This window comes from Fodinibius halophilus (assembly GCF_011059105.1).
GTDB lineage: Bacteria > Bacteroidota > Rhodothermia > Balneolales > Balneolaceae > Fodinibius > Fodinibius halophilus.
Genome location: NZ_JAALLS010000007.1, coordinates 153,080 through 159,079 on the forward strand (window position 1 = coordinate 153,080; position 6,000 = coordinate 159,079).

The 6,000-nt window shown below is 40.6% G+C and carries 5 protein-coding genes; all 5 read right to left on the reverse strand.

Annotated features, from left to right (window positions below; all coding sequences use genetic code 11):
• Positions 1 to 381: 381 nt before the first annotated feature.
• Positions 382 to 570, reverse strand: coding sequence for a hypothetical protein (locus G3569_RS18355; RefSeq protein WP_205720072.1), 189 nt, complete (start codon positions 568 to 570; stop codon positions 382 to 384).
• A gap of 495 nt (positions 571 to 1,065) precedes the next feature.
• On the reverse strand, positions 1,066 to 1,701 hold the full coding sequence (locus G3569_RS07370; RefSeq protein WP_165267615.1) for a response regulator: 636 nt from the start codon (positions 1,699 to 1,701) through the stop codon (positions 1,066 to 1,068).
• A gap of 34 nt (positions 1,702 to 1,735) precedes the next feature.
• The gene (locus G3569_RS07375) at positions 1,736 to 4,594 is read right to left on the reverse strand and encodes a sensor histidine kinase (protein ID WP_165267617.1); all 2,859 of its coding nucleotides are present in this window, start codon (positions 4,592 to 4,594) and stop codon (positions 1,736 to 1,738) included.
• Positions 4,595 to 4,719: 125 nt separating this feature from the next.
• A complete protein-coding gene (locus tag G3569_RS07380) occupies positions 4,720 to 5,574 on the reverse strand; it encodes a sigma-70 family RNA polymerase sigma factor (RefSeq protein ID WP_095607284.1) in 855 nt (284 codons plus the stop codon).
• 227 nt (positions 5,575 to 5,801) lie between these two features.
• On the reverse strand, positions 5,802 to 6,000 hold a 199-nt coding region (locus tag G3569_RS18360), incomplete at its 5' end, for a hypothetical protein (RefSeq protein WP_205720073.1).

Sequence of the window (6,000 nt, forward strand, 5' to 3'; positions counted from 1 at the left end):
TCACTTTTAATTCTTTTTTTAGATCTCGGAGATTTCTCGTATTCCGTATCGGCCGATTGATATTGAGATTTCGAACTCGTTTTATTCTTTGCTGATCATCTTCATTAGCACGAGTATTTCTATCGATATTATTGCGCTTCCGAGTTCGCCTGATATTATTATTTCCATCACTCCTGCTTCTTGTTTTGTTACTCCGTGTTCTCACTCTTGTTCTGCTTGTGCCACTACGACTTCGGGTTACTTTACTTCTTGATGAGGATCTGTTAACAGTTCCACTCCGCGTTCTAACCCTTCGTGAACTGCCATCATACCGAGAACGGCTACGTACCCTTCGATCCCGTACCCTGTCACCATTCATTTCCCTGGTTCTGTAGCGTCGGTTCACTCCTGTATTGCTTCTCCTGTTTGTACCATAATAAAATCTATTATATCCGTAATAACCGGCATAATGATGGTACCTATCCCAATAAAAGTCATAATAGAAAGGACTATAAAAATAAGGGCGATGAAATGATCCCCAGGCAAAGCTAAAGCCAAACCCAAAGTGATCTTCATAAAAAGGATATCCATAGTGATACCTCAAATGCCAGGCCAGATGCGGGCTCTTCCAAGTACTATGATGACGACTAAACCTATAATAGCTGGACCATGGAGAATAACCACGATATCTATTAAGTACATAATAGGTGTTATAAGGACTACAGATGCAGTCAAGATACTTTTCCGCGTATTCATAATCCTTGTAATAAACGGGAATATAATCGTCCTCGTTGTATTCCTCATTCACAGGGTTCCGCTCCGAATATTGTTCTTTTTCAGAATCCCGAACTTCTTCAACATTTTGCTCTCGCTCCGTTATCTTTTTTGCCGTTTGAGCATACTGCAACTGTGTATAGCATCCCGTTAATAATAACGAAACCAGTAGGAGTACTAATGTCTTAATTACTTTCATAATAAGCCCCATTCTACGCTTAGAGTTGTCATAGGTGACCAGAGTTTTTTGAACTTCCACTCTAATACTAATACCCGCAAGGCAAGTCAGCAATCACATATTCATGTGAGCAGTTATATCTCTCCTTTTAACGATTTTGCAATAACTTCGGCCTTCGAGTTAACATGCAGCTTCTTATAGATATTTCGGATATGAGCCCGAACCGTATCAATGGAGATATCATAACGATCCGCAATCATTTTATAGCTTAACCCATCCACAAGTCCATTTACAATATCGTGCTCGCGGGGGGTAAGGTCAGAATCGGTGTTTTTCTTAGGTGCATTTTCCTGGAAGTGATTAATAACTTTACGGGCAATTTGAGGAGACATTGGCGCTCCACCGTCCAACAGTTTCAGAATGGACTCTTTAATCTCAGGTAATGAGGTATGTTTAAGCAAGTAACCGGATGCCCCTGCCCGCAGAGCATTGAATATTTTGTGGGAATCGTGATAAACGGTGAGCATAATAATATCGATATCCGGATATTTTTCTTTAATAACCCCCATTCCTTTTATACCCGACATTCCCGGCAGTTGGATATCCATAAGCAACACCTCCGGTGCAGGGTGCTCTTCCAGATACTCCACCATCTCTTCCACCGAATCTACCGCAACAGGACATGATAGCTCATCCTGCATATCCAGGTAACGCTGAATTAAACCTCGTATCTTTTTATTGTCTTCTACAATACCTACAACTGAACTCATAATATTAGTTTTTTATACCGGCATTAAATAGTTATCACGATGCGTGATTTTCGACCCGGACTTCAAAGCCATCTTCATCATCAAATATAATATCTGCTTCAATACGTTTCGCTCGCATTTTCATGTTACTAAGCCCTTGCCCACTTTTACGATTATTTCTACTACTTGTACCATCATCCTTTACACTTAACATAAAATTTTGATCATCCATTGCAAGGGTAACATCAACGTTCTGTGCGTTAGAATGCTTTGAAATATTATTGATAGCCTCTTTAAAAATGAGATATAAATTTTCTTTCACAGGTACTTCCAGTTTTTCCTGCATATCTCCTTTAAAATGGTAGTGTATCTTTCTGTCGGACAATACATTATTCACATAATCTTGCATTCGATCTGTAAGATCTCCCATCGTATCATTTCGAGCGTCAATAGACCATACAATGTCATCCAGGCTGGAAACAATTTTTCGGCTTTGTGTACCGATTTGCTGGAGTGACTCTTCCAATCCATCGGAGACATCCATCGTCTGCAAAAAATCGGAGTGTAAAGCAATTTCGGTAAGTGATGATCCCACATCATCATGCAGATCACTGGCAATTCGTACCCGCATACGCTCAATATCTACCATCTTACGAACCCGGTAATAGTTATAGATAAATACAACTATTGCCACTAAAGCAACGATTACAAGACCAACGAACCACCATTGCAACCAAAATGGTGCCAATATTGTAAATCGTATCTGTGCTGTTTGCCGACTCCACTTTCCATTATAATTTTGTGCTTTTACCTCAAAAGTATAGTCTCCCGGCATTAATGCTGAATAACGTACTGAACGTTGTTTCGTTTTTTGCCATCCTTCATCAGAATTTTTGAGGCGATATTTATATAACACCTGTTCTGGAGCCGAAAAGCTAATACCGATAAATTCAAAGGTAATATTATGATTATCACTCCCTATCTCTAAATACGGATCTAACGGAATGCTCTTACCAGAAACCTCAATTCTTTCGATATGCACATTGGGTGGAGTATCATTATTTCGTTCAAAGTCGGGATTAAATTCCGTCACTCCCCCTACCGTCCCAAACCAAAGGTGCCCATCCCGATCCTTAAACGATGCTCCCGTATTCATTTCATTGGCCACCAATCCCTGGTCTTGCGTAATAAGCTTAAAGTACTGCTCTTGCAGATCTGCAGAAGAAGAATACCCCTCATAGTCAAAGCGAACAACCCCTTGATTGGTTCCAATCCAAAAGAATCCATGATTATCCTGCTCAATAAAATAGCAAACTTCATTGGGCATCCCATCTGCCGCGGTAATGGTTTCAAAATTACCATCTTCAAACCTGGCAAGCCCTCCAAAAGTTGCAAACCACAACGCTCCTGAATTGTCTGAATAGATATCCAATACTCCATTGTTAGGTATCCCATCAGCAATGGTGTAGTTGGTGAATGTGCCATTTTCCAGTTTACTTATCCCTCCATGAGTTGCAATCCAAAGAGATCCGTCAGTATTCTCTTCAATTGCTAAAACAGTATTATTTGCTAATCCCTCATCTTCGGTATACTGCCTGAAATTTCCATCTTTATATTGGATTATCCCCCCTCCGTAGGTTCCCAACCATATGCCATCAGAATGTTTCGGGTCGAGCACTGTTCTTACCTTCCGATATGGGAGTTCGGTCTCATCAAAATTTTGAAATATCCCATTTTCATAAATGCTCAACCCCCAGCGTGTACCAATAAAGAGGCGATCTTGCTCGTCCATGTTGAGAGAGTAAACTTTGTTATCTACAAGTCCTTTATCGGCGTTTAAGATGGAGAATTGCTTGTCCCCTATTTCAGCGATCCCTCCCCCGTAGGTGCTTACCCAATGCTGACCTTTATGATCCTGAGTAATAGAAGTGACTACATTATTGGGTAATCCATGTTCTACTGTATAGTTTTTAAACTGGTTACCTAAAAAGAGGGTAATACCTCCCCCGAATGTACCAAACCAGATATTTCCCTCATGATCATAATGGGTCGCATATATGATGTCATTCTCTAATCCTTCTTCAACTGAATAGTTTGTAAAACGGCCGTCCTCAAAAAAGCTGGCCCCTTCTTCTGTACCCAACCACAAATTGCCATCCTCATCTTTTGACATTGATTGTATACGATTATTAACCAGTCCATCTTGTTCTGTAAAGCAGTGAAAGCTTTTATCTTCCGAATAACACAGTCCGCCTCTGCTGGCAACCCATAAGGTGTCGTTGGATATAATCAAGTCTCTTAAACGGTCATCCGGTAATCCATGGCGGGTGGTAAACGTTCGAAAATTGCCATTTTCTAACTTCGTGAGGCCATCGCGCGTGGCGAACCATAATATACCCTCAGAATCTTCTACAATATCACGCACCCGATCTGCTCCCATTCCATGAATTTTAAGATACTGGCTCAAATTTTTATTGCGATCTAAATGCCAAATGCCTTCCCCGTCAGTCGCAAACCAAAACTCTCCCCTGTTATCCTGGTAAATTGACAGAACGGTACTTGACTCAAGTGGTTTTAAACTTGAAAGGGTATGAATACTATCTTGTTTAATAACATTGACCCCTCTATCGGTTCCTACCCAAACCGCCCCCTCACGATCCTCATACAACGAAAATATTTTATTACTCAATAACCCATCCTCGCTATAAAAGTTATCAAAGGCTATGCCATCAAAACGATTGAGTCCGTAGCTTGTTCCAACCCACAAATGGCCCTCATTATCCTGGATCATATCATTAACGACAGATTCACTCAGTCCCCGCTCAATAGAATAGGTGCGAAAAGGTAATGTTTGTGCAACTGACGTAGCACATGCTGCTGTGATAAATAATATGATTGTCAATAAACGCTTCATAGATATGCTAACGAATAGTTTCAACAGATTAGTCTAAATAGCAGGCATGCAGTCTATCAAAAAGTTTCGGAAATAAAAAAAGCCCCGTTAAAAAACGGGGCTTTAAATAAAAGGTTTAAAATATACTATCCGAGATAAGCTCTCAGCGCTGCACTACGGTTATGATGGCGAAGTTTACGTAACGCCTTTTCTTTAATCTGACGTACACGTTCACGGGTCAGATCAAAGCGTTCGCCAATTTCTTCGAGCGTTAGTGAGTGTTCGCGTCCGATACCAAAGTACAGACGAATAACTTCCGCTTCTCTGTTGGTTAGCTTCGAAAGTGCTCGTTCGATCTCTACTTTGAGCGATTCACCCATCAGATCCGTATCCGGATCAGGTGTTTCCTCATTTTCGAGAACATCTAACAGTCGGTTATCTTCGCCCTGTGCAAAAGGCGCATCTACTGAAAGGTGACGCCCGGAAATTTTAAGCGTATCAGCGACTTCAGAAACGGTCATATCCAAACTCTCGGCTAATTCTGCTGCCGAGGGAACACGTTCGTACTCTTGTTCTAGCTTTGAAAGCTCTTTTCCAATCTTGTTAAGAGCACCAACACGGTTCAGTGGCAGACGAACAATTCGACTTTGCTCGGCCAAGGCCTGCAAAATAGACTGTCGAATCCACCAAACAGCATAAGAAATAAATTTAAAACCACGAGTTTCGTCAAATCGCTTAGCCGCTTTAATCAATCCAAGGTTTCCTTCATTAATAAGGTCACCGAGAGAGAGCCCCTGGTTTTGATATTGTTTTGCCACCGAAACGACAAAACGGAGATTGGCTTTTGTGAGATCCTCAAGAGCCTTCTGGCTTCCTTTTTGAATCTCTTTTGCTAACCTAACCTCGTCTTCGGGGGTAATCAGCTTTTCTTTTCCAATCTCTTGTAGATAGCGGTCGAGTGATTCCGATTCTCGAGTAGAAATACCTGAACTTCTAGCCACTGGGTTTTTAGGGTTTAATTAATATTTGTGTCGGGAGTATGGATCAAAAAACAGATAAAATAACAGGCTATCAGCACTATACTCTGTTATTTGTGGAGATTAAACGTCAGTAAACCGTTTATGTTGTCCATATAGTTTTTTTGTATCCCTATAAGATAGGATTTTTTTTGTGAAAAAGCGAACCTGATCTCAGACAATGGCAACGAAGAGCCAATATCTGGAAAAAGCTATTTATTTTTAAAATCCCTCCGTAACTTTTTTAGACTTTCGGCAATTGAACGGTTCGCCTCCACAAAACGATACGGAAGAAATGCCAAATATATATAGATTGCAAAATCCAAAATTGTTGTGAAAATTGCCCAACCAGCTATTTGTTGAAACATAATTATATTATTTGCTGTGTTCAATCCATTAATGCAACAGAGG

Excerpts from the sequence above, each read along its gene's own strand:
- G3569_RS18355 (WP_205720072.1), bottom strand. The coding sequence starts at position 570 with ATGGATATCCTTTTTATGAAGATCACTTTGGGTTTGGCTTTAGCTTTG.
- G3569_RS07370 (WP_165267615.1), bottom strand. The coding sequence starts at position 1,701 with ATGAGTTCAGTTGTAGGTATTGTAGAAGACAATAAAAAGATACGAGGT.
- G3569_RS07375 (WP_165267617.1), bottom strand. The coding sequence starts at position 4,594 with ATGAAGCGTTTATTGACAATCATATTATTTATCACAGCAGCATGTGCT.